General features: G+C 63.4%; 21 protein-coding genes. 13 read left to right on the top strand and 8 right to left on the bottom strand.

The window, feature by feature from the left end; translation table 11 throughout:
• Positions 1 to 25: 25 nt before the first annotated feature.
• Positions 26 to 508: an Lrp/AsnC family transcriptional regulator gene (locus tag MAFF_RS08385; RefSeq protein WP_010910459.1), complete on the bottom strand. Its 483-nt coding sequence runs from the start codon at positions 506 to 508 to the stop codon at positions 26 to 28.
• Positions 509 to 616: 108 nt separating this feature from the next.
• Here MAFF_RS08385 and MAFF_RS08380 point away from each other — a divergent pair, with 108 nt between their 5' ends.
• Positions 617 to 1,150: an RBBP9/YdeN family alpha/beta hydrolase gene (locus tag MAFF_RS08380; RefSeq protein ID WP_010910458.1), complete on the top strand. Its 534-nt coding sequence runs from the start codon at positions 617 to 619 to the stop codon at positions 1,148 to 1,150.
• Between the two features lie 6 nt (positions 1,151 to 1,156).
• Here MAFF_RS08380 and MAFF_RS08375 read toward each other — a convergent pair whose 3' ends face one another.
• Entirely contained in the window at positions 1,157 to 1,753 is a 597-nt protein-coding gene (locus MAFF_RS08375; protein WP_010910457.1) for a DUF922 domain-containing Zn-dependent protease, read from the bottom strand.
• Positions 1,754 to 1,859: 106 nt separating this feature from the next.
• Here MAFF_RS08375 and MAFF_RS08370 point away from each other — a divergent pair, with 106 nt between their 5' ends.
• Positions 1,860 to 2,357 carry a hypothetical protein gene (locus MAFF_RS08370; protein WP_244420741.1) on the top strand — a complete coding sequence of 166 codons (498 nt, stop codon included), beginning with the start codon at positions 1,860 to 1,862 and terminating at the stop codon, positions 2,355 to 2,357.
• A gap of 4 nt (positions 2,358 to 2,361) precedes the next feature.
• On the opposite strand, the gene MAFF_RS08365 is transcribed toward MAFF_RS08370, so the two are convergent.
• Entirely contained in the window at positions 2,362 to 3,804 is a 1,443-nt protein-coding gene (locus MAFF_RS08365) for a PLP-dependent aminotransferase family protein (RefSeq protein WP_010910455.1), read from the bottom strand.
• 5 nt (positions 3,805 to 3,809) lie between these two features.
• On the opposite strand from MAFF_RS08365, the gene MAFF_RS08360 reads away from it, so the two are divergent.
• The 3 genes from MAFF_RS08360 (at position 3,810) to MAFF_RS08350 (ending at position 6,454) form a co-directional block, all read left to right on the top strand.
• Entirely contained in the window at positions 3,810 to 4,565 is a 756-nt protein-coding gene (locus MAFF_RS08360) for a pyridoxamine 5'-phosphate oxidase family protein (protein WP_010910454.1), read from the top strand.
• A gap of 77 nt (positions 4,566 to 4,642) precedes the next feature.
• Positions 4,643 to 5,095: a GNAT family N-acetyltransferase gene (locus MAFF_RS08355; RefSeq protein ID WP_010910453.1), complete on the top strand. Its 453-nt coding sequence runs from the start codon at positions 4,643 to 4,645 to the stop codon at positions 5,093 to 5,095.
• Between the two features lie 171 nt (positions 5,096 to 5,266).
• Complete coding sequence (locus MAFF_RS08350) at positions 5,267 to 6,454, top strand: PLP-dependent aminotransferase family protein (protein WP_048894830.1); 1,188 nt, start codon at positions 5,267 to 5,269, stop codon at positions 6,452 to 6,454.
• 23 nt (positions 6,455 to 6,477) lie between these two features.
• On the opposite strand, the gene MAFF_RS08345 is transcribed toward MAFF_RS08350, so the two are convergent.
• The gene (locus MAFF_RS08345; protein WP_244420740.1) at positions 6,478 to 6,732 is read right to left on the bottom strand and encodes a hypothetical protein; all 255 of its coding nucleotides are present in this window, start codon (positions 6,730 to 6,732) and stop codon (positions 6,478 to 6,480) included.
• 336 nt (positions 6,733 to 7,068) lie between these two features.
• On the opposite strand from MAFF_RS08345, the gene MAFF_RS08340 reads away from it, so the two are divergent.
• From MAFF_RS08340 to MAFF_RS08315, 6 genes are all read left to right on the top strand, one after another.
• Complete coding sequence (locus MAFF_RS08340; protein ID WP_010910449.1) at positions 7,069 to 7,497, top strand: VOC family protein; 429 nt, start codon at positions 7,069 to 7,071, stop codon at positions 7,495 to 7,497.
• A 216-nt stretch (positions 7,498 to 7,713) separates the two neighbouring features.
• Positions 7,714 to 8,331 carry a C39 family peptidase gene (locus MAFF_RS08335; RefSeq protein WP_080511814.1) on the top strand — a complete coding sequence of 206 codons (618 nt, stop codon included), beginning with the start codon at positions 7,714 to 7,716 and terminating at the stop codon, positions 8,329 to 8,331.
• A gap of 17 nt (positions 8,332 to 8,348) precedes the next feature.
• A complete protein-coding gene (locus tag MAFF_RS08330) occupies positions 8,349 to 9,422 on the top strand; it encodes a D-alanine--D-alanine ligase family protein (protein ID WP_010910447.1) in 1,074 nt (357 codons plus the stop codon).
• Between the two features lie 210 nt (positions 9,423 to 9,632).
• Positions 9,633 to 11,621, top strand: coding sequence for an AI-2E family transporter (locus MAFF_RS08325; protein ID WP_010910446.1), 1,989 nt, complete (start codon positions 9,633 to 9,635; stop codon positions 11,619 to 11,621).
• A gap of 119 nt (positions 11,622 to 11,740) precedes the next feature.
• Positions 11,741 to 12,637 (top strand): aminoglycoside phosphotransferase family protein, encoded by an 897-nt coding sequence (locus MAFF_RS08320; protein WP_010910445.1) that lies wholly within the window; start codon positions 11,741 to 11,743, stop codon positions 12,635 to 12,637.
• Between the two features lie 95 nt (positions 12,638 to 12,732).
• Entirely contained in the window at positions 12,733 to 12,963 is a 231-nt protein-coding gene (locus tag MAFF_RS08315) for a hypothetical protein (RefSeq protein ID WP_010910444.1), read from the top strand.
• A gap of 229 nt (positions 12,964 to 13,192) precedes the next feature.
• Here MAFF_RS08315 and MAFF_RS08310 read toward each other — a convergent pair whose 3' ends face one another.
• Positions 13,193 to 15,862: a glycosyltransferase gene (locus MAFF_RS08310; protein WP_244420739.1), complete on the bottom strand. Its 2,670-nt coding sequence runs from the start codon at positions 15,860 to 15,862 to the stop codon at positions 13,193 to 13,195.
• A gap of 203 nt (positions 15,863 to 16,065) precedes the next feature.
• Between MAFF_RS08310 and MAFF_RS39025 the strand changes: the two genes are divergently transcribed.
• Positions 16,066 to 16,428 carry a hypothetical protein gene (locus MAFF_RS39025; RefSeq protein WP_157865937.1) on the top strand — a complete coding sequence of 121 codons (363 nt, stop codon included), beginning with the start codon at positions 16,066 to 16,068 and terminating at the stop codon, positions 16,426 to 16,428.
• Positions 16,429 to 16,499: 71 nt separating this feature from the next.
• Here MAFF_RS39025 and MAFF_RS08300 read toward each other — a convergent pair whose 3' ends face one another.
• From MAFF_RS08300 to MAFF_RS08290, 3 genes are all read right to left on the bottom strand, one after another.
• Complete coding sequence (locus MAFF_RS08300) at positions 16,500 to 18,650, bottom strand: caspase family protein (protein ID WP_010910440.1); 2,151 nt, start codon at positions 18,648 to 18,650, stop codon at positions 16,500 to 16,502.
• 232 nt (positions 18,651 to 18,882) lie between these two features.
• Entirely contained in the window at positions 18,883 to 19,887 is a 1,005-nt protein-coding gene (locus MAFF_RS08295; protein WP_010910438.1) for an aldo/keto reductase, read from the bottom strand.
• Positions 19,888 to 20,074: 187 nt separating this feature from the next.
• Complete coding sequence (locus MAFF_RS08290) at positions 20,075 to 20,380, bottom strand: hypothetical protein (protein WP_010910437.1); 306 nt, start codon at positions 20,378 to 20,380, stop codon at positions 20,075 to 20,077.
• Positions 20,381 to 20,653: 273 nt separating this feature from the next.
• Between MAFF_RS08290 and MAFF_RS08285 the strand changes: the two genes are divergently transcribed.
• Positions 20,654 to 20,893: a hypothetical protein gene (locus MAFF_RS08285; protein WP_010910436.1), complete on the top strand. Its 240-nt coding sequence runs from the start codon at positions 20,654 to 20,656 to the stop codon at positions 20,891 to 20,893.
• Positions 20,894 to 20,908: the final 15 nt, after the last annotated feature.

The following is a 20,908-nucleotide window of genomic DNA, read 5'->3' as shown; positions in this document are numbered from 1 at the left end:
AACGGATTGATGACCGGTTCGGCCCTCACGAAACCGTGTTCGCGCGGATCAGCTCGCGGCCGATGGGCTTTGGCGTCTCGCTGCGCAGCACCAGTGCGGTGGTGACCGCGCCACGGCGCGCCACGGCGTCGACGATCGTTTCAAGGTGGGCGGGCGAGGGGACGAGCACTTTCAGGATGAAGCAGTCCTCGCCGGTCAGCCGGTGCACTTCGGTAATCTCGGGCATTTCGGCGAACTGCTTCAGGCAGGGGCGGATGTGCTCATGCGTGGTGCGCACCCGGATGATCGCCATCATGCCGAGGCCAAGGGCGGCCGGGTCGATCACCGCGGTGTAGCCGGCAATGATGCCGCGCTCCTCCAGCCGCTTGACCCGCTCGGAGGTGGCCGGCTGCGACAGTCCGACCCGGCGGCCAAGCTCCGATATGCCGATGCGGCCGTTTTCCTGCATGGCCTCTATGATGGCGATGTCGGTCGGGTCGAGCGGCGCGCGCTCATCGCTGGTCTTCATGGTCACCTTGAATCCATCGGTAAGGACGTGATTTCTCCGATGATTTCCCATTCCCGACGGCAATTCAAGACGCCACCATGCACCTGTGATCGATAGGAGCAAGGCGACATGACGCATTTCATCATCCTGCCGGGCAGCGGCGGTTCCGGCCCGGCGCATTGGCAATCGCGCTGGGAAGACGCCAATCCGGCAATGCGGCGCTTCCAGCCCTCAAGCTGGGACCTGCCGGATTTCGCCGACTGGCTGGCGGCGCTGGAGGCTGCGGTGATCGCGGCGCCCGAGCCGCCGGTGCTGGTCGCGCACAGCCTGTCCTGCCTGCTGATCGCGCATTGGCAGAAGATTTCGCAAAGGCCCGTCAAGGCGGCCTTGCTGGTCGGCGTTCCCGATCCGGCGTCGGCGGTCTTTCCCAGATATGGCATGACCTTCGCCGGGATTCCGCAGGGCAAGCTGCGCTTTGCCTCGCTTGTGGTGATCAGTACCGACGATCCCTATGGCTCGGCGGAGTATGCCGAGGCGCGGGCGACGCAATGGGGCAGCCGCCTGGCCGTCATCGGGCCGTTCGGCCATATCAATGCAGAAAGCGGCCTGGGCGACTGGCCGGAAGGTTTGGCGCTGCTCGAGGGGCTGGTGTCCGAGGCTTGAAGGCGCTCAGCCGCCATTCACCAAAGCGAGGACAAGCTTCTGCAGATTGCCGCCCTTGCCGAACTCGACGCGGTCGAAATCCCGGCTTGCCTGTATCCTCGCCTTCGAGATCGCGTCGAGCCGACGGACCACCTCGGCCCTGGTCTTGCTGCATTTGGGATCATCGGCGACGGTCAGTCCGTCTGTCGCGGCTTCGATGTCATGCACCATTTTTATCATGCTGGCGCCATGCACCTTCTCATGGGCGCTGACGCCGGCGATGAACACCTCCCAGTTCTTCTGGACGGCGGGCGGCAGCGGCGCGGAAGGGCTTGGCAAGGTGTAGATGATGATCAGTTTCGGCTTCGCCGCCGTCAGCACGCAATCCTTGCCCCTGGGCTTGTAGTCCCTGACTCCCCAGGTCAGCTTGAAGTTGGTGTAGGCGATGGCGCGGGCAATACCGACATTCGGTCCGTTCTCGCCGATCGACCGGTAGAGCTCCAGCCCGGACTGGCCCGAAATGGCATAGGTTACCACCTTCTCGACCGGCTTCCACTGCGCATGGGCGGTGACAGGCAAGGCCACCAGGGCGGCCAGCAGAAGACACAGACGAACTCTCGACACAACGCTCTCCAAACCCGGACCACACGACCTTGCCGCAACGGGCAATGTCACGGGATCGCTTTTCCTATATGCTGGTTGCGGGTGCCGCAATTGTCAGGGGGAAGTCATGAGAGCTGGATATCTCGTCGTCGCCGGTGCCGTGGCCGCATTGCAGGCCGCGCAGCCGGCGTTTGCCGCGTCGTGCGGCGGCTGGAGTGCGAAGATGGAGGAAGACGAGGGCGGCAGCGTGCTGACCGCCTCGGTCTGCGGCGGCCCGAAGGGCGACGCGTATCTGATGCTGGCCTGTTTCGACAAGCCGGTGCTGAGCTATGACCTCGGTACCAGCGGCCAGCAACTGGAGCCTGGCATCAGCGTCGCGTTCGACTTCAAGGCCGACGGAAAGACGGTGACCAGGACGCTGCAGCTGGAGGAAATGTACAATTATTTCGTGGCGGATCTGGCCAAGGCCGATCCGCTGCTGGAGCTGTTGCGGGGGAAGGGGGATGTGACGGTCAGTTCGGCCAAATACGGTTCGAGCAGTTTTCCGCTGAAGGGTTCGAAGGGGGCCATCGGCAAGGTGCTGGCGCAGTGCGGGAAGGCGAAGCCTGCCGCTGATGCGGATTAAGCGGTTACCGCATCACCCCGCCTAACCTTACCGTCGCTCCCCTCAACTCCTCATCCGAAAACCCGGAAAAGCCCAGCACCAGGCCATGTCTCGGCGCGCCGTCGATGAACATCGCGGACAGCGCCCGCACGCCGACACCCACGGCCTTCGCCGCCTCGACGATCGCCGTGTCCGGTCCGTTGCCCCTTAACATCGCCATCAGATGCAACCCCTGTTCGGGCACCGTCACATCGAGCCTGTCGCCGCAATGCGCCTGGAGGCCCGCCACCAGCACGTCGCGCGCGGCTTGCACACGGCGACGCACGCGCCGGAGATGCGCGGCGAAATGGCCCTCGTTCAACAGGTCGGTCAGCGCGCCTTCGGCCAGCGTCGAGGGGTAACGGTCGGAGCGCGCCCTGATCGCCATGACGGCATCGAGCAAGGGTTCCGGCACCACGACATAGCCGATGCGCAGGCCGGGGAAGAGCACCTTGGAGAAGGTGCCGAGATAGGCGACGCGGCCCGCGCCATCCATGCCTTGCAGCGAGGTCAACGGCGGGCCGGCATAGCGGAACTCGCTGTCGTAATCGTCCTCGATGATCCAGGCCTCGTTGCGCCGCGCCCAGTCGAGCAGGGCAAGCCGCCGGCGCATCGTCATGGTCACGCCGAGCGGATATTGGTGCGAGGGCGTGACATAGGCCGCGCGTGCCTTTGGGCAGAGACGTTCGCCGATCTCGGGATCGAGCCCCTCGGCGTCGACCGTCACGGCGACAATCCTGGCGCCGCTGCCGGCCAGCACGGCGTGCGCCATGGGATAGCAGGGGTTTTCCAGCCAGACGGCGTCGCCGGGGCGAAGTGCCGCGCGCGCCAGCAGGTCGAGCCCCTGCTGCGTGCCCGAGGTCAGCAGGATCTGGCCGGCGTCGCAGCGCACGCCGCGCGCGGTTCGTAGATACGTGGCAATCGCGGTGCGCAGCGGCAGGCCGCCGCGCGGATCGCCGTAGCGGAAATGCTCGGGGCCGGGGCGGGCGAGGTGGCGCGACAGCAGGATGCGGAACAGGTTGAGCGTGCGCGGGTCGGACACCGCCACGCCAAGGCCGCAAGGCAGCGAGATAGCGGCGTCGATCTCCGGCGGGCGCGGCTTGACCAGCGTTGTCGGCAGATATGGCACATCGGGCGCGACGAAGGTGCCGGCGCCGACCTTGGCCACGGCAAAGCCCTCCGAGATCAGCATTTCGAAACAGGCGACCGCCGCCGAACGCGACAGGCCGAAGCGCCGGGCAAGGTCGCGGGTGGTCGGCAGCTTGGCGCCGGCGGCCAGCGCGCCGGTCTCGATCAGCCGCCGCAGCGCCGCGTAAAGCTCGCGGCTGCGCGGTCCGTCGCCCGGCAGGACCGGGATCAGCGCCGACCAATCCGGCGGATTGGTCTGAATTTTATCGCTGTGATTGGTTCTTTTCTCGACCAATGCCATGGCGCATGGTTGGCAGACAACAGCCGAGGACGCAAGCCGTGAACGACGTTTCCGCCAGCTTTCCGACCACCAGCCGCAACCGGGTCAAGCGCCTGCATGAGCGCGGCAGCTACGACCATGCGGCCGTCTTCGCGGTGCTGGATGCCGGGCTGCTGTGCCACGTCGCCTACACGTTCGAAGGCCAGCCCTATTGCACGCCGACCATCCACTGGCGCGAGGGCGACATGCTGTACTGGCACGGCTCGTCGGCCAGTCGCATGCTGCGCCAATTGCGCGGCGGCACGCCGGCCTGTCTCACCGTGTCGCATCTCGACGGGCTGGTGCTGGCGCGCACCGGCTTCAACCATTCGGCCAACTACCGCTCGGCGATGTGCTTTGGCACCGCGCGGATCGTTGATGGACCGGAGGAGAAGATGAAGGCGCTGGCCGGCGTCGTCGACCGCTTCTATCCCGGCCGATCAGAAACCTTGCGGCCGATCTCGGCCCAGGAAGCCAAGGCGACCATGGTGATCGGCATGCGCATCGAAGAAGCATCAGCCAAGGTGCGCGCCAAGGGCGTCGCCGACGACGAGGAGGACTATGGCCATCCGGTGTGGGCCGGCGTCATCCCGGTGCGCATGGTGATCGGAGCGGCCGAGCCATGCCCGAGGCAGATGCCCGGTATCGAGCGGCCGGGGAATCTGGCTGGTTATGCCGAGGGCGAAAGGCTGGACGCGGCGTTGATGGAGGCGCAGGCGGCGTATGAGGGCGAGATTAGTTAGCACCTCTTCCTTCCCCCACAAGGGGGGAAGGAAGGCGCACCGTTGCTTGCACCGCGGCCCCGCGCTATCCCGGCACCATGATCACCTTCCGCAAGGCGCAAGCTTCCGACCTGCCGGCAATCGTCGCCATGCTCGCCGACGATCCGCTGGGCGCCGCCCGTGAGGATACATCCTTGCCACTGGCACGGGGCTATCTCGATGCCTTCAATGCCATCGATGCCGATCCCAACCAGTTGCTGGCGGTGGCGGTGGATGGCGGCGAGGTGATCGGCACGTTGCAGATCACTTTCCTGGCCGGGCTGTCGCGCAAGGGCGCCTGGCGCGGGCAGATCGAGGCGGTACGGGTCGCCGGCCATCGGCGCTCGGGCGGCATCGGCCGGCTGATGTTCGAATGGGCGATCGAGCAATGCCGGGCGCGCGGCTGCAGTCTTGTGCAGCTGACCACCGACAAGGGGCGGGCGGATGCGCACCGCTTCTATGAAAACCTTGGCTTCACCGGCAGCCATATTGGCTTCAAGAAGAGCCTTTAGATGCAACGCCGTTCCGCCCCGGCGACGACTGGCGTATAGCGGAAGGCTTTCAGGCACTATTCAAATTGCCTGACAAAGCGGATATAGGTCAGCTACATTGACCTATATGAAAATCGTCTGGGGAGGCGTGACTTGACCCTTTTGAACCTGCTGGCTTCGCGCTCGTCGCGCATGAAGGCCTCCGAAATCCGCGAACTGTTGAAGCTGCTCGACCAGCCCGACATCATCTCCTTCGCCGGCGGCATTCCCGATCCGGCGCTGTTTCCGGCCGACGCCATCCGCGATGCCTATGCCGAGGTGCTGGGCGGTGCGGAGGCCGGTGCGGCACTGCAGTACCAGGTGTCGGAAGGTTATCTGCCGTTGAGGCGCTGGATCGCCGGGCAGATGGGCAAGCTCGGTGTCGCCTGCGACGAGGCCAACATCTTCATCACCTCCGGCTCGCAGCAGGCGCTGGATTATCTCGGCAAACTGTTCCTGTCGCCGGGCGACACCGCGCTGGTGACATGGCCGACCTATCTCGGCGCGCTGCAGGCGTTCAACGCCTATGAGCCGCGCTATGACCGGCTGCGGCCGGAAGGCGGCAACATGACGCCGGACGCCTATCGCGCGGCGGCGGCCGCCCCCACCAGTTCTTCAAGGGGGGGCGGCAAGGTCAAGTTCGCCTATCTGGTGCCCGACTTCGCCAACCCGACCGGCAACACGCTGGACCGGAAGCAGCGCGAAGCGGTGCTCGATCTTGCCGGCGAACTCGACATCGCCGTCATCGAGGACGCCGCCTATCGCGCGCTGCGCTATGACGGCGAGGGCGTGCCGCCGATCCTGGCGCTCGATTGCGCGAGGTCGGGCGGTATCGACAAGGCGCGCACGCTCTATTGCGGCTCGTTCTCGAAAATCCTGTCGCCGGGCATGCGCGTCGGCTGGGTGTGCGCGCCGCGCCATGTGGTGGAAAAACTGGTGCTGATGAAGCAGGCGTCCGACCTGCACAGCCCGTCGATCAACCAGTTGGTCATGCACCGCGTCGCCGAATCCGTGTTCGACGGCCAGGTCGACAAACTGATCGGCGCCTATCGCGAGCGCCGCGACGGCCTGCTGGGCGCACTGGAAGCCCACATGCCGGAGGGCGTGACCTGGAGCCGCCCGGAAGGTGGCATGTTCGTCTGGGCGACGCTGCCGGAAGGGTCCGACGCCACCGAGCTTTTGGCGCGGTCGGTGAAGGAGGCGCGCGTCGCCTTCGTGCCCGGCAACGCTTTTTACGCCGACGGCACCGGGCGCAACACGCTGCGGCTGTCCTTCACGCTGGCCGACCGCCGCGCGGTGACCGAGGGCATTCCACGGCTGGCGGCGCTGCTGAAAGGGTAGGCCGGTCATGCAGGGCGGCATTTCTATGCCGTCACGGTGACCAGATGCTTGAGTATCGCAAGCCTGGTGCGCGCCAGTCTGCGGAGCGGTTTTTCAAAGCCTTCCTCGCCGGTCTCGACGACGAAGACCAATGTCATGAAGTCGAGCATGAACTCGTCCATTGCCGTGTCGACCGCTTGCGACTTGCCCTTGAAGCGTCGCAGCAAGGCGTTTGCCTCCTCGACGTCGCCGGCCCCGGCGCTGTCGATAAGCGCTTCCAGTCTCTGAAAACAATCCAATCGATGTTCCTCCCGCCGCGCCACGAAACTCCGGTTTGATCGGAAAGTTCCCGTCAGGAGAATTTTCTCCTGAAAAGAGATCGGCGTGGAACTTCTTCAGCTGACAGGTGTTCCTAGGTGTCTGACCCCCCGCAGACGTCTGAAGGCCTTTTCAACGAGGCTTTCCAAAGCCCGCCGGTTTCCCCCTCTCCGGCGGGCTTTTCATTTGCAAAGGACCGACGGACGGGATTTTCGGCGACGACGCCGGAAGGCAGCGCCTGTCAGTAGCCTGCGCCCGCCCGCATTGACGACGCCCGAAGCGAATTTAAAGTCGGAACATTGCGAGGAGGAATTTTCGTGGAAACCCAGGAACTGCATCGCGGCCGGCTCATCGACCACATCCAACTGGTGGTAAGGGATCTCGCCGCCAGCCGGCGTTTCTACGAGGCGGTCTTCCAGGTGCTCGGCGTGCCGATCGGCGGGACCGGCGAGGATTATTTCTGGTCCGATGAGCTGTTCATCTCCAGCGCCGACAGCCGGGCAGCGCTGGGAAAACTCACCGGGCGTCACCATCTGGCCTTCCAGGCCAGGGACCACGCGATGGTCGATGCCTTCTACGAGGCCGGGCTGGCGGCCGGCGGCACGGACAATGGCGCGCCGGGCGAGCGGCCCTATCATCCCGGCTATTACGCCGCCTTCCTGCTCGACCCCGACGGCAACAACATCGAGGCCGTCCATCACGGTGCGCACACGCGCAGCGTCGCTTCGGTGAAGATCACCTTCTAGGGACTTTCAAGGAATTCAGTCTGCGACCGCCGTCCGGCGGCATTTTGCGCGCTTCCTGACCCAACGGGGATCGACTGCGTTCCTGTCGTTGCCAGGTCGCTGGCCCCAATGCTAACCGGGCAAAGGCGGCGGGAATCACGGTCCAGGCAAGGAAGCGGCTTTCCAACCATCTCGTATCCTCGTATACGAGATGGTGCCAACCGCCCGAGAACCCGTATGAGCCCATTGCCTGAAGCCGTGCCGTTTTTCAGCCAATGGGAAACGCCAGACATGACGCTGGCCGTGCTCGCCGATGGCGCGGAAGTGGCGCTCAGGCGCGATCTGCTGTGGCAGGGATCGGGCGCGGAAAGCCTCGACGAATATGCGGTCTGGGCCGCCAACATCTGCGGCATGGCGTGCCTGAAAATGATCCTGGCGACGCGCGGCGAGATCGTGCCGACGATCGAACTGGCCAGACGCTGCACCCGATATGGCGGCTATGTCGTCAACGAAGGCTCGATCAAGGGCCTGATCTACGCGCCCTTCGTCAGCTTCGTGCAGGCGGAATTCAGCCTCGAGGCGCAAGTGATGACCAATGTCGCGACATCCGACATTCCGGCGATCCTCAGGCAGTCACGTTTCTTCATCGCCTCCGTCAGCAGTTCGATCCGCTGGCCCGAGGGCGAGCCGCCGTCGAAGGGCGGCCATCTGGTGCTGGTCACCGCGGCGTCGGATGACGGTTTTCGCTTTCACAACCCATCCGGCCATACCAGCGTCACACAGGCAAACGCAGTGTTGGCGCCAGCTGATTTCGATCGTTTCTTTGCCAATCGCGGCATTGCCATCACCATTTGATTTTTTTGGGGATTTCAATGAAGGAAAAAACAAGGGTCGCCATCCTCTATGGCGGGCGTTCGGCCGAGCATGACGTGTCGCGGCTGTCGGCCGCCAATGTGCTGAAGGCGATCGACCGGACGCGCTACGAGGTGGTGCCGATCGCCATTTCCAGGGACGGCAGATGGCGGCTGCAGCCTTCGTCCGAGGCTGGCGCCGACGGGGCAGGGGCTCAGGTGCCGGAGGATGGCGTGGAGGTCGCGCTGCTGCCCGGCGGCAAGGGCCGGCTGGTGGCTCTCACCAAGAATGGCGAGCAGCCCGACCCTGTCGATGTCGTCTTTCCCGTGCTGCATGGGCCGTTCGGCGAGGACGGTTCGGTGCAAGGCTATGCCGAGGTTGCCGACGTCGCCTATGTCGGCTGCGGCATCCTGGCTTCGGCGGCTGCCATGGACAAGGATGTGGCCAAGCGGCTGCTGCGCGAGGCGGGGCTTGCCGTGGCCCGCTCGGTCACCGTGCTGAAAGGCGACGTCGGTTCGTTCCAGGAAATTGCCGGGGCGCTCGGGCTGCCCTTCTTCGCCAAGCCGGCGCGCCAGGGCTCGTCCTTCGGGGTGAGCAAGGTGCATGACAGGGATGGTTTCGAGCAGGCCGTCGAAACGGCTTTGCGCTATGACAGCAAGGCGCTGATCGAGGAGTTCGTCGACGGCCGCGAGATCGAGTGCTCGGTGCTGGAGCGGGCCGACGGTTCGCTGACGGTTTCGCCGCCAGGCGAGATCATTCCGGCCGACAAGCATGGGTTCTACACCTACGAAGCGAAGTATTTCGACGCCGAAGGCGCGGTGGTGAAGGTGCCCGCCGATGTCCCGGCGGATGTTGTTGCCAGGACGAGCGAGATGGCCGCGCGGGCTTTCCGGGCGCTCGGCTGCGAGGCCATGGCGCGCGTCGACTTCTTCCTGCGCGCCGACGGTTCGCTGCTGGTCAACGAAGTCAACACGCTGCCCGGCTTCACCGACATCTCGATGTACGCCAAGGCGCTGGCGGCGGCCGGCATCGGCTATAGCAAGGTGATCGACGTGCTGATCGAGCACGCGCTGGCAAGGCACCGGGCGCGCTGATCCGACCTGTGCAGCGTCACGCCAAGCTTGCCGCCCGCCCTGGAACGTGAACCCCGACGGGCGGACAACATCACTTCTCTCCATTGCCTCCGGCCGCAGGGAACATACTGACCCTCCCGGAATTGAAGGGTAACCAGCGGTCTGCCGGCAAATGTTGCACGCCGGCTCAATATATCGGACCATGGCCGCTGGCAGGGGGAGAGACAGCAAGTGGCGGCCAATCGTCGAAACGAGACGGCGTCCGAGGCGCATGGGTTGGACGATATTCTTTCCGCCGCCGCGCCCCGTCCGCGAACCGCATTGCCCAATGTGGCGACCACCGTGACGACGGTGGCTGCGCTGTATTTCGGCCGCGAGGTGTTCCTGCCGATCGCGATCGCGCTGCTTTTGACCTTCGCGCTGGCGCCTTTGGTTTCGGCGCTCAAACGGGTCGGCATTCCCCGCATCGCCGCCGTCATCGTCAGTGTGCTGAGCGCATTCGCGGCCCTTGCCCTGTTCAGCTTCGTCGTCGCCACGCAGGTCAGCGAACTGGCGCAGAACATTCCGGTCTATCAGACCAACATCCTGGCCAAGATCCGGTCGCTCAAGGAAACCGGCGTCGGGGGCGGGATCATCGCCAAATTGAGCAACGTGGTCGAGCGTGTCGGCCAGGAGATCGACCGGCAGGACGCCACGCTGCCGGCCGCCACGCCCGACAAGCAGCCGCGCGAGCCGGTGCCGGTCGAGATCGTGGCGCGCGAAAGGCCGCTCGAAGTCCTGCAGAACATCGTCGGTCCGCTGATCAGCCCGCTGGGATCGGCCGGACTGATCATCGTCGTCGTCATCTTCATGCTGCTCGAGCGGGAGGATTTGCGCGACCGCTTCATCCGGCTTGTCGGCTATGGCGACCTTCATCGCACCACCGAGGCGCTTCAAGATGCAGCCAAGCGCGTGGGCCGCTACCTGCTCATGCAATTGGTGGTCAACATCGTCTACGCCATACCGATTGCGATCGGGCTGTGGATCCTCGGCATTCCCAATGCGCTGCTGTGGGGGCTGCTGGCGCTGGCGCTGCGTTTCGTTCCCTATATCGGTCCGGCCATCGGCATGCTTTTGCCGCTGTTCCTGGCGCTGGCCGTGGCGCCCGGCTGGTCGCTCGTGCTGTGGACGGCGGCCCTGTTCGTGGTGATGGAACTGGTCACCGGCAACGTCGTGGAGCCCTGGCTGTACGGCTCGCGAACCGGACTGTCGCCGCTGGCGATCATCGTCGCGGCGATCTTCTGGACGTGGCTGTGGGGGCCGCTCGGGCTCGTCCTGTCGACGCCGCTCACTGTCTGCCTGGTGGTGCTTGGCAGGCACGTGCCGCAGTTTGAATTCCTCGACGTGCTGTTCGGCAACGAGCCGGTGCTCGAACCGCATGCGCGGCTCTACCAGCGGCTCCTGGCCGGCGATCCGGACGAAGCCACCGACCATGCCGAGGAAATGCTCGAGGAGAAATATCTGGTCGAATTCTACGACAAGGTGGCCATCCCGGCCCTTTTGCTGGGCGAGCGCGACCGTGCGCGCGGCGTCATGGGCGACCAGCAGAGACGGCAAGTGGCGGCCAGTGCGCTTGCGCTGGTGGCCAATCTCGAAGACGACGCGAAGGAGGAGGCGGACGGGGACGATGCGCCGCATGTCGCCGAGGCGGAGGGCGAACCCGGCGACGCCGTTGAAGAGGAGGCGACCGAACTGCCCGACGGCACCGGCCTGTCGGTGCTGTGCGCCGGCGGGCGCGGCGACCTCGACGATGCCGCCGCGGCGATGCTGGCACAGGTGCTGGAGGTCCAGGGGGCGACCGCGTCGAAGGCGGGTTTTGCCGAGATGGAACCGGCGAGCATCCGCCGCCTCGAGCTCGAGACCATCGACACCGTGGTGGTCGGCTTCCTGAACCGCGATTCCGTCAAGCACGCCCGCTTCCTGGTTCGGCGGCTGAAGCGGGCGAAGGCGGCATTGCGGGTGGGCATCGTGTTCTGGTCGGAAACCGGCAACGGGGACAAGGAAGCGGCGGCCAAGCTCGCCCAGGACATCAACGCGGATTTCGTCGCCCACGGCATGGTCGACGCCGTGACAGACGCGCTGTCGCACGAGCCGCCGGTGGCGCTGAAGCTCGTCGCCAAACGGCGCATGCGCCGGCCGCGCGCTGCGCCAAGGAAGGTGCCGGCCGCGGCGGCGGGATAGGAGCGGATGCCGATCATTGCGAGCGCTGGTTCGACCTGCCGGTAAAGGCGCTTATAACGGCTTTGCACCGTATCCCGGTTGTCGGCGCCAGCGGATCATGCCCGGCAGGACGAGAACTCATGATGCATGACGATCAGGTGAACATCGACATCGATATCGCCCGCAAGATGATCCGCGATCAGTTTCCCCAGTATCGCCATGAGGACATCACCTCGGTTGGATCGTCGGGAACCGTCAACGCCATCTTCCGCATTGGCTCAAAGAGCGCTGCGCGGTTCCCGTTGCGGGCGATGAATCCGACCGAATGCGCCGATATGCTTCGGTCGGAGGCCGCTGCGATGGTCGAGATCGGAAAGCATTGCCTGTTTCCGACGCCGCAACCGATTGGGATCGGCGAGCCCGGTCCTCGATATCCAATGCCATGGGCATTGCAGACATGGATCGAAGGCGAGGTCGCCACGCCGCACGGGCTAAGTGGATCGACGATGTTCGCACTTGACCTTGCACGCCTCGTGGCATCGTTGCGCCAGGCGGACACGCGGGGCCGGCGCTTCGACGGGCAAGGACGTGGCGGACATCTCCCCGATCATGACGATTGGATGGCTGTCTGCCTTGAAAACAGCGAGGGCCTTCTTGATGTGGCTCGGCTGCGCGATCTGTGGGCCCGGTTGCGGGAGTTGCCCTGCGCCGGGTCCGTCGTGATGAGCCACAAGGACCTTATCCCAGCAAACCTTCTCGTGCAGGGCGAGCGTCTCGTCGGCGTGCTCGATGGCGGCAGTTTCGGGCCAGCCGATCCGTCGCTGGATCTGGTGGTGGGGTGGCATCTTCTCGACCGCGAGCGAAGGGCGGCCTTTCGGAGCGGCCTTCAAGTCGAGGATCTCTTATGGAAGCGCGGTGCTGCCTGGGCATTCCAGCAGGCCATGGGGCTGGTCTGGTATTACCGTCGCACCAACCGCGCCATGAGTGCGCTGGGGCGCAGCACGCTGTCTCGCATTCTCGCCGATCCTGACATCTGAACCCTGGTTGGGGGTAACTCGGGGTCTGTCGGAACATTACGCTCCGCCAATGCGTTTCACGATCCGGCAAGGGACATTTTTATTGGAGGCTGAACATGCGCAGCTTCGAACTGATCGATCTGCTCTGCGTGGTCGAGGCCTGCAGGCACGATCGAGTGGTCGGAAATTTTGTCTCGATGGCTGAAGGCGTGGAAGAGTTGCGGGTGCTGACCGGCGATTTCGTGTCGCCGGACGATGTGGTGGCGAACGCCCTTTCCACGGTGGCGCTTGCACGAGGCTGCTCAGTCTTGTTCGATGAACAGGCAGGCGCTGAAATCCAGATTTGACGTCCTGATGGCTAAATCTCCATGGGCGATCTTTTGGCGCGGCCTTCAGGTCGAGAACCTCTTATAGCGCGGTGCTGCCTGGGCATTCCAGCAGGCCATGGGTCTTGTCTGGCATTACCGTCGCACCAACCCCGTTGGACGGCGTGCGTAGAAGATAGATGCAATCCCCCTGTCGCAAAGGATTTTTGCGACGTTCGAGCTTTTTGCTGGCCGCTCTGGCCGCTATACATCAGCTATCTTTGGTGATGTCCCAGTCAGTTCGGACAATCCTGGCATGGTCTTCGATATAGTTCGCGATGACATCGGCGCCGTTGGTCCAGGGGATCGCGTCGCAGCGCGCCGCCATTCCTTCGCGCTCGGAGGGGTCGAGCAGCTGTTCGATGAAGCGGTCAACATGGGGAAGGTCATGGTCGCGCCGCATCAGTAGGCCAAGACCGCCAAGCTCTGCCCAGCGGGCGCGGTTGAGCTGCAGGTCCATCTCGTCGCTCTCGTTGGGCACGAACAAGGTCGGCACCGCGCCAAGGATGTTCTCATGAAACGTATTGTAGCCAGGCGCGACGACCGCGGCGTCGAATGCCCGGCTGTAGCGGAAACTCGGGAACAGCTCGACGATCCGATGCCTCCGACCGACCGGCTCGTCTGACTCGAAATCGGCGCGGATCGGCGAGCGGATGTCCAGCACCAGCGTATCGGGACGGTCAAGGAGGGCCTTGAGAACGCCGTTGCGGACGCCGCGCATGTCGAAATTGCTGCCGGAGCCGAGTTGCAGGGCGACGACGGTCATGCCATCGGGTATTTCGAGGAAGTTGCGCGCGGCGGCTCTGTCCAGGCGCTGACTTGGCTCCAGCAACAACACCGGCGGAACCAGCAGAGCCTTATCGCGTACTTCCGACGTCGGGCCGTGATCGAATTCGCCGGCCAGTTCGCCAGGCTCTATTACAGCGTCGAAAGCGTCCGCCATCTCGAGGAACAGGCGGTGCGATTCCCGCCACATCGGTCGCCGTACCCAGATCGAGAACAGGTTGGGGTCCATTGCCAGGGCTGCGACGACACCGTCGAAGACAGCTGTGGCGTCATAGGCAAATACCGCGGGACGCAGATGACTGATCAGGTCGAACAGTTCTTCGGCAAGCACGTCGTTCCAATCCTCAGGCGCGGCATCGATGCCGCGGTGGTGGGTCAGGAAGTGAGCGTGATACCCCTCGTCGGTTGCAATTTTCATGGCGTAGGACATTGTCGCAAAAACGGGCTTCAGCCCTCGCGGCAGTCGCTGGGCCACTGCCATCTGCTGCGCGAGATGCCCCATTCCGATGCCGTTGGACGATGCAAACAGCACCTGACGTATCGGCAAAGGCTGGATCATCGACGCCCGCACGGCCCCCGCATCCCGTGGTTTGGAAATGTTGAACAGCCTCTCAAGGCGTTGCGGGAAGAGCTCGGCAGAATGGTGCCGGGCAACGAACTCCCTGGCCAAGGCCGATTGCCGCGCGTAGGCCTCTGCGTCGGCGATGAACTTGCCGATGACGCGCTCAACATCTCTCGGCGCCGCATAGACCGCTGCGTCACCGAACAATGGCTGGAAGTGCGCGGGGAGAATCGTGACGAGACCTACTGCGAGCGCTTCGAGGATCGTGCGGCCAAAAGCCTCCGACCAGGAATCGTTATGGTAGTAGACGTAGAAATCGAGCCCTTGGAGAAACCCGGGAATACCTGCCCATGCAAAGGGCAGTATTTCCCAGTTGGCCGGCAGCGGACCATAGAGTTCGCTAAGGAAGGGACCGCCGCCCAGGATCCTGATGCTGTAGCGGGCTGCGTCGGCAGGATAGATACGCAGCGCGTCGGCGGCCCTGCTCGGCCATTTCAATTTATCCGGGCGGGCATGGCGGCCGATGACGGCCGGATTGTGCGGCGGGCCGTCCGGCCTGCGAGGCCAGTCGTCGAGATCGATCAGATTGGTCCAGTTTTCAGGCAGGAGTTCCGCGCCCGCAGGCAAATGACGGGGCAAGGCATCGCGAACGACGGCGCTGACGGGGGCGAGCCAAACCTTGACGCCAAACGCCCAATGGCAATTGCTAACGATGCGCGCGAGGTCGTACTGCAGCTTGCCCCGCCGGTCGACCATGGGATGATGGAGAACCATGACCAGACGTTCGGTCCGGATGCCGGTCCGCCTGGTGAAGCGGTTGGACATTATCGCCGGATGGTGCACCAGGACGAGGTCGGCATCGACCTTCGTGTCCGGGTCGATCCGTTCTGTCGCGCCGCCATCAAGCAGTGCCCGCAAGTCCGGATGCATCGGGTAGGGGTGACGCAGCAAAGGTCCCTTCACGGCCAGCAAGCCGGTCTTGACACCCGTGCGGGCGGCAGCTCGGATTTCCACGGCCAGCGCCGTGGAGGTGCCGCCTTCGAAGCGGACATCAGCGACAAACAGGATGTCCAGCCTCATGATTTGGGCATGTCCGGTGCCTTGCGGACGGGATGCCGTGGGTGCCGCCGCCAGGAAACTGTCGATAGTCGTGCCGTAAGCCAGGACACGGCGAGGGCGCCATTTTGCAAGAAGGAGCCCCCAGCGCTCCCGCAAATAAGCCTGCCAGGGCATGTCGGCTGCGTGCAGCCGCTGCTCAACCAATGGAGGCAGATACTCGAAAATCACACGGTAACGGCGGAATATCGTGAAGTCCGAATTGTCGGTCAGATAGATGAGCCGGTCGCTCTTTCCTGGAAGCTTGCGCTTGGTCGTAACGATGATTTCTTCGAGGAAATCATGATTTACACCCAAGGTTGTAACAATAATTGTCGAAATTTCTTCTTCTGATTTGTATACATAAATATTTCCTGGATCTTCATCTCCTGGATCCTGCTTATCCTTTCGAAGGAAGAGCTCCTTGAGCTTTCTCATCTGGATGGCGCTCACATGAGGGATGCAGGAATCTACCAACGGCGATTTGTAGGTGTCAAACGTTCAGGTCGATGCGCCGCGCGCCGTGTGATGTCGGCACATTTGTCGTCGAGCTGCAGCCTACGCAACTGTGGCGAGAAAGCTCCGCAACGGCGGCACACTCCGGTTACATGCCTTCGTCAAACTCGGTTGGCAGTCCGTCAGTGAGCAAGGCTGGTACACTCGCTCGCATTCCCCTTGACTGCGGGGCAGTAGGCGTATTTTCTTATTACTGCGTGACGTTGAAAGTCCTGGTGCGATGCCGCGGCCGTTTTTCGGCCAAGGCTGGAGCGACGCAAATGGCAAGATTGCTGCTGGCAAAGATGGCTTCGGCCGCCGCCTTGGTTTCGACGTCAGTCATGCTGAGCGGATGCTGGACGATTGCAGGACGGCCCATCATCTGCGATTTCGGCTTTTCGCTGAAGGATGGACGATGCGCCAAGGTAACCAAGGTCACCAATGTCACCAAGGTAAGCACGCCTCGACGCGACAAATCGAGCCCGAAGCACGGCGATTCTCACTATTGATCCATCGCCCTGTTCGGCACCAATTAGCGGAGCGGTAATCGTTTCGAATATCGCGCAACGCCTATCACGCGTTACGGACCATTTTGTTTGATGTATAGTTCAACTTCTCCGTCTATTTCTTTTCGGGTTGCGGGGTCTATTTTCTTGGCTATCTCTGCCTTCGCCTGTTCTCCCTGATCGGCCCGAAGCCTCGCGGCGAGCGAGGCGTCGAAGTAAGCTCGTCGCAGGTCAGGCTTGCCGCCGGTGAATACACCGTCGCGATGCCCCCAGGCGAGACGGACGTAGGCGTACTCATTTCCCCGGTTCGCGGAAAGCTCAAGGAGGGCCAGGGCGCGGCGAGGATCGGCAGGCAGCTTGCGGTCGCCTTTCAGATATAGCTGTGCCATAAAATAGGGTGCATACCTGTTGCCCATGTCGTTTGCGCGCTGCAGCAGTTCGAGTCCTCGGGGTACGTCCTTTTTCACGCCTTCGCCCGCGAGGTAAGCCTGTCCCAGATTTGCCATCGCATCGATCTGGCCGGTATCGGCTGCTGCTGAATACAAGGAGGCTGCCTGGACGTAGTCTTGCTTGACGCCAGTGCCGAGGCGGTACGCGTCGCCGAGGGCGGTGATCGCATTCGCCCAGCCGCTTGATGCGGCCAGGCGATACCAAAGAACGCCTTCCTCCGGCAGCTTTGGTACGCCTTGGCCAGCAATATAGGCGGAGCCGATGTCGGTCCTGGCTCTGAGATTGCCAAGCGCGGCGGCCCGAACGTAAGGGTCGAACGCGCGGCCGTAGTCGATCTCGCGCCCCATGCCGACGCGCGCCATGTAGCCCATGTTGATGAGCGCGGCGCTGTATTGCTGATTGCCGGCCAATTCGTAGAAATGCTCGGCCCAGCTATAGCGCCTGGCAATTTCCAGAACACGGCCGAACTGGAACTGCAGGCGCGGGTTGTTGATGTCGGCCGCCAGTGCAAAAGCGCAAGCGCGCAACGCGTCCCGAACGTTGACGAGCCCGTTGGTGACACCAGGCACCGCGCGCTGTGGATCGTTGGGATCGGCGGCGTAGAGATCGCAATCCGTGACCATCGTCCGCATGCCGCGCTGTGTGTCGGGCAAGTTGCTCGGCCAAATACGAAAGGTCTCGCTGACGGCGCGCTCGCCGGCCTGCTGGAACACGAACTCCTCGCTCAACGCCTTGTCACTCGCCCCGATCGGCGCCGTGGCCGCGATCGAGCTGGAGACCAAATTGCCGTTGACATAGAGTCCGCGCTTGGTCAACGCAGCCACCTTGAAGCGGCTCTTCTCCGTCGCCTCGGCCGCGTAGCGGCTGTTCGGAAAGACCTTCACGAAGCGCTCGAAGTCCTCCGGATTCTGGCTGTCGCTGATGAAGGACCATAACACCTCATCGATGGTCAGGCCGCCGTCCGCCTCGGCGGCGTGCTCGGCTTGCGCAACCTGCTTGCCGGCGTCACCCTGCCGGAAGACGAATTTCGTTTCGATCGAGCCGGTGATCCAGGGAATTTGGGAGCCGCCTGTCGCCTGGCGAACGTCGCCCCGCACCGTGCGGAACGTGTCGTACACATCGAGATTCGGCATGAGCAGGGCGTTGGCGAGCGCCGACGAATAGGGGCTGTTGATGCCCGTCCCGTCATAGGCGACCTCACCGGCGCTGGTGGCAAAGGCGACCAGCACCTGGCCGCTGCCGGCCTCTGTGTAGGCGAGGCCTTGCTGCAACCCCTTCTCCTTGGCCACCGGATTGTTGCGGCAGGCATCGAGGATGAAGACTTTCACGCCGACCGGATCGTTCTTCACGATATCGATCAGGTCGTTGAGCCTCATGGCGTCGGCCGCGACCTCCTTGGCCGACGAGATCCGCGTATCCACGGGGAGCAGCAGGTTCTGGCCGTTATACTGCAGGGCATGGCCGGCGTAATAGAAGACCGCCATGTCGGCGCCTATGAGATGCGCGCGTATCGCGTCGTTCAGGTCTTTCTCCGCCGATTTCTTGACATCGTAAAAGAGCAGGACGTCGAATTTGAGCTCGGTCAAGGTATTGGCGATGAGCTTGGCGTCGTTGCGGGGATTGGTCAGCGGGGCAAACGGATATTCGCTGTTGCCGACGACAATGGCAGCGCGCCGCTCGGCGTGGGCCTGGGCGAGCCAAAGTGCGCTGAACGCCGCCAGGAACGCGAGCAGGAGGCCTTGCCTCAAATAGCTGGAAAAGCTCCTTCGCAACATGCCTTCACCGCCATTTTCCAGAGGGAAGCATCCGGCTGATCATAACCCAAGCAACGGCAAAATTCCAACGGCCGCAGGCGCTGCGCATCGTCGGCGTCAGAACCTCATGTACAGCGAGGGCTTCAGATCAGGCGGCAAAAACGAGCCGGCGCTGATGTCGGCCGAACATGTTTCGGTATTCGCAATTGAGTTTGACGATCGACAGCACGCGCCCTGATCGCGGCTCCAAGCGCTACCGATCCACCATCGCCATCCCCCGTTCGCCGTAGCGCGGGCCGGAGATCTTTTCCGGCGCCAGCGCCTCGTCCAGCGCGGCCATTTCGGCGGCGTCGAGTTTCAGCGAGGCGGCGGCGACATTCTCCTCCAGATATTTTCTGCGCTTGGTGCCGGGGATCGGCACGATATCCATGCCGAAGCCAATGCCCTTGCCGAGCAGCCATGCCAGCGCGATCTGCCCTGGCTTGACGCCCCGGGCAGCTGCGATGGCGCGCACCGTGCCGGCGGCCTCGACATTGGCGTCGTAATTCTCGCCCTGGTAGCGCGGGTCGTTGCGGCGGTAGTCGCCTTCGGGGTAATCCTCGGCGCGCTTGACATCGCCGGTGAGAAAGCCGCGGCCGAGCGGCGAGAAGGGCACCAGGCCGATGCCGAGTTCCTTGAGCAGCGGGATGATCTCCGGCTCCAGATTGCGCTCCCACAGCGAATATTCGCTCTGCAGCGCCGAGACGGGGAAGACGGCATGCGCCCGGCGGATGTTGGCGCTACCGGCCTCCGACAGGCCGAAAAAGCGCACCTTGCCCTCGGCCACAAGCTTGCCGACCGCGCCGGCGACATCCTCCATCGGCACATCAGGGTCGACACGGTGCTGGTAGAGCAGGTCGATATGGTCGGTGGCGAGCCGGCCGAGCGAGGCTTCGACAACCTCGCGGATATGCTCGGGCCGGCTATCGACCCCGCTGAGCTGCTTGCCGTTTTCGATGCGGAAGCCGAATTTGGTGGCGATCGTCACCTGATCGCGTTTGCCCTTCAGTGCCCGGCCGAGCAATGCCTCGTTGGTGTGCGGGCCATAGACCTCGGCGGTATCCAGGAAGGTGCAGCCAAGTTCGATGGCGCGATGCAGCGTGGCGATGGACTCGGCCTCGTCGGCCGGGCCGTAAGACTGGCTCATGCCCATGCAGCCGAGGCCGATGGCCGAGACTGTCAATCCCTGGCTGCCGAGTTTTCGTGTCGCGAGGGTCATGGCTGCGCTGCTCCGCTTGGGGTTTGCAGCACCATATAGGGCGTGCGCTCGGTTGCCATAGGTGTCCAGCGCCGCCTCAACGGACTGTGATCATGGGGCGCCCGGGCAGGCTCAGGCCCGCGCCATACGTTTATCCACATGTTGGAAGCGACGCCGCCACCGGAGGGGGATCTGCGTCAGAGCGACATCACTGGATCGAGGCCGGCTGCGAAAGGATGAGGGGGCTGATCGCTGGTTCCTCACCCTCGACAATCCCGTTTCCGGAGAGCGCCAACCCGCTGCTCAATGTGTCGAATTCGATTGCCGCGCCAAGCAGTTGGGCAGCCTGCAAAACCAGATATTCAATGTCCTCGAGGGCGACATTCTCGGCCAGATTCATGATCCTGACCTGCTCGGCCGTCATCGTGATGTTGACGATGCCGGCCGTCTTGAATGCCTTCTCGACCGCCGAATTGACGTCGTCGCGCAGACGCATGGAATAATCATACCGCATCGAAACCTCCCATGGGGAACGGTTTTCTGTCTGGATTGAAGCATGCGCCCGGGATGCCGGGGTGGCAAGTGAAATTTTCGGAATATCCAAATAAAATCAGTAAGTTAGTGTAATTACAGGAAAGGGCATCAGGCGTTCGATGAGCATCATGCGTTTGATGTGCGGAGGGCTCACTGGCCGGTCTTGACGCGTCATGAGGGCTACCATAATTATAAGTTGAATGAGTTAGATACTAACTCACCGTATTTTTAGTCCTGAGCGAGGAGCGCGCACATGGCTGAACTGGAACGCCCGGAACGCCTGCAGATCATGCTCACCACGGACGAATTGGCGGCGCTGGAAAACTGGCGCTTCGAAAAGCGCATGCCAAGCCGGTCGGCAGCGGTCCGGGAACTGCTGCGGCGCGGTCTTTCCTCGGACGGATTCCTGACGGCCGAGCAGGGCGTCAAATCGCAGGAGTTCGGCGTGCTGCCCGACGGCGACGGCAAGACGAGCGACCGGCCTTCGAAGTGAAGCCGGTTTCGCCCG

Origin of the sequence: Mesorhizobium japonicum MAFF 303099, assembly GCF_000009625.1 — a bacterium.
In the GTDB taxonomy this organism is placed as follows: domain Bacteria; phylum Pseudomonadota; class Alphaproteobacteria; order Rhizobiales; family Rhizobiaceae; genus Mesorhizobium; species Mesorhizobium japonicum.
The sequence above is the reverse complement of the archived record's forward strand: the minus strand, read 5'-3'. Positions and strand labels throughout refer to the sequence as shown.

Bases quoted from the DNA above. Each gene is read 5' to 3' on its own strand.
- MAFF_RS08385 (WP_010910459.1), bottom strand. From the start codon at position 508: ATGAAGACCAGCGATGAGCGCGCGCCGCTCGACCCGACCGACATCGCC.
- MAFF_RS08380 (WP_010910458.1), top strand. From the start codon at position 617: ATGACGCATTTCATCATCCTGCCGGGCAGCGGCGGTTCCGGCCCGGCG.
- MAFF_RS08370 (WP_244420741.1), top strand. From the start codon at position 1,860: ATGAGAGCTGGATATCTCGTCGTCGCCGGTGCCGTGGCCGCATTGCAG.
- MAFF_RS08365 (WP_010910455.1), bottom strand. From the start codon at position 3,804: ATGGCATTGGTCGAGAAAAGAACCAATCACAGCGATAAAATTCAGACC.
- MAFF_RS08360 (WP_010910454.1), top strand. From the start codon at position 3,810: ATGGTTGGCAGACAACAGCCGAGGACGCAAGCCGTGAACGACGTTTCC.
- MAFF_RS08355 (WP_010910453.1), top strand. From the start codon at position 4,643: ATGATCACCTTCCGCAAGGCGCAAGCTTCCGACCTGCCGGCAATCGTC.
- MAFF_RS08350 (WP_048894830.1), top strand. From the start codon at position 5,267: ATGAAGGCCTCCGAAATCCGCGAACTGTTGAAGCTGCTCGACCAGCCC.
- MAFF_RS08335 (WP_080511814.1), top strand. From the start codon at position 7,714: ATGAGCCCATTGCCTGAAGCCGTGCCGTTTTTCAGCCAATGGGAAACG.
- MAFF_RS08330 (WP_010910447.1), top strand. From the start codon at position 8,349: ATGAAGGAAAAAACAAGGGTCGCCATCCTCTATGGCGGGCGTTCGGCC.
- MAFF_RS08320 (WP_010910445.1), top strand. From the start codon at position 11,741: ATGATGCATGACGATCAGGTGAACATCGACATCGATATCGCCCGCAAG.
- MAFF_RS08315 (WP_010910444.1), top strand. From the start codon at position 12,733: ATGCGCAGCTTCGAACTGATCGATCTGCTCTGCGTGGTCGAGGCCTGC.
- MAFF_RS08310 (WP_244420739.1), bottom strand. From the start codon at position 15,862: ATGAGAAAGCTCAAGGAGCTCTTCCTTCGAAAGGATAAGCAGGATCCA.
- MAFF_RS08300 (WP_010910440.1), bottom strand. From the start codon at position 18,650: ATGTTGCGAAGGAGCTTTTCCAGCTATTTGAGGCAAGGCCTCCTGCTC.
- MAFF_RS08295 (WP_010910438.1), bottom strand. From the start codon at position 19,887: ATGACCCTCGCGACACGAAAACTCGGCAGCCAGGGATTGACAGTCTCG.
- MAFF_RS08290 (WP_010910437.1), bottom strand. From the start codon at position 20,380: ATGCGGTATGATTATTCCATGCGTCTGCGCGACGACGTCAATTCGGCG.
- MAFF_RS08285 (WP_010910436.1), top strand. From the start codon at position 20,654: ATGGCTGAACTGGAACGCCCGGAACGCCTGCAGATCATGCTCACCACG.